Raw genomic sequence first — 1484 nt, forward strand, 5'->3', positions numbered from 1 at the left:
GGTCTGGCCGGGCGCTACGGGAGCCTCCGCCCCGGCGCCGCCGCGGACGCGGTGCTGCTCGACGCCGCCCTGCAGGTGGCCGGGGTCTGGGTCGACGGCGCGCGGGTCTGAGGCGAGGCCCGCGCGCTGACCGGCGACGGGATGTGAGCACCGCGGCGCGCGCCTGGTCGACGGCCCGGACCGACCGGTACGGGTGCGAGCGGGGCGGCGGCCCCCACCGCTCGCCCCGCTCTCGTCCCCCGGCGGTCCCCTTCTGCTGCCGTGCCCGTGTTGCCGGGCCGGCGCGGCCCTCCGTGCGCGACCCTCCCCAGGGGCGCGCACGGAGAACCGTCTGCCCATGAGATGCCGCAGCGCGGATTCCATGACGCGGTTTTCGGGATTTCTTTTCGGGCGGCGCCGGGGCGCCGCCCGGCCCGGTCGTTTTCTGGGCGCGACCTGGGAGAATGAGGAGAGCGCGTCATGATCGCGCCCGTCGGGCGTCTCATGATCGATCCCCGCTCTCGAACCGGGACCCGCATGGACGACCCCGATCAGTCGCACGCCGACACCGACGGCCTCGCCGACGCGTGCAGCGCACGCGCTCGGGCGATCGTGCCGCGTTCGGCGAGCTGTGGCGACGGCACTATCGCTCGGGCATCGTCGTGGCGAACTCGATCACCACGCAGTTCGACGCCGACGACCTCGTGCAAGAGGCGTACGCGCGCATCTTCCAGGCGATCGCGCGCGGCGGCGGGCCGACCGGATCGTTCCGCGCGTATCTGTTCACCAGCATCCGTCACACCGCCGCCGGCTGGGGCCGTCGGCAGCGCGAGACGCCGATCGACGAGGTCGACTCGCTCCCCGATCCGGATGCCGAGGCGCACGCCACCGACGACGCGCTCGATCGCAGCCTGACCGCCCAGGCGTATCGCGCGCTGCCGACCCGCTGGCAGGAGGTGCTCTGGTACACCGAGATCGAGCAGATGAAGCCGGCCGAGGTCGCGCCGCTGCTCGGCATGAAGGCGGCGGCCGTCGCGCAGCTCGCCTTCCGCGCGCGCGAGGGATTGCGTGAGGCCTGGATCCAGGCGCACTTGCGCTCGGCGCCCGAGGGTTCGGAGTGCCGGTTCACGATCGAACGGCTCGGCGCCTATGCGCGCGGCAACCTGGGGCGGCGCGACACCGGCAAGGTCGACACGCACCTCGCCGAGTGCGCGCGCTGCGCGATCGTCGCCGCCGAGGCCAAAGAGGTCTCGCACCGCCTCGCGCTCGTGCTGCTGCCGCTGACCATCGGTGCGGGCGGCGCGACCGCCTATCTCGCGACGGTGCAGGGCGGCGCGGCCCCGATCGTCGCACTCGCGGCCGGCGCCTCGGGCACCATGCCCGGCGCGGTCTCGATGGCCGGTGCCGGCTCGAGCGGTGGCGCGACCGTGCTGGGCGCGGTCGGCGGTTCGGGCGGGGCGACCGGTGGTGCGGTCGGTGGCGCTACGGGTGGCGCCGGTGTCGGC

General features: G+C 74.7%; 1 protein-coding gene. It reads left to right on the forward strand.

Features of this window, described 5'->3' with window-relative positions; genetic code table 11:
• Positions 1-566: 566 nt before the first annotated feature.
• Positions 567-1484 (forward strand): sigma-70 family RNA polymerase sigma factor (locus G3N18_RS15720; protein ID WP_196385182.1); only part of this gene is annotated, 918 nt, incomplete at its 3' end.

It is taken from the genome of Microbacterium paulum, assembly GCF_015707995.1.
In the GTDB taxonomy this organism is placed as follows: domain Bacteria; phylum Actinomycetota; class Actinomycetes; order Actinomycetales; family Microbacteriaceae; genus Microbacterium; species Microbacterium paulum.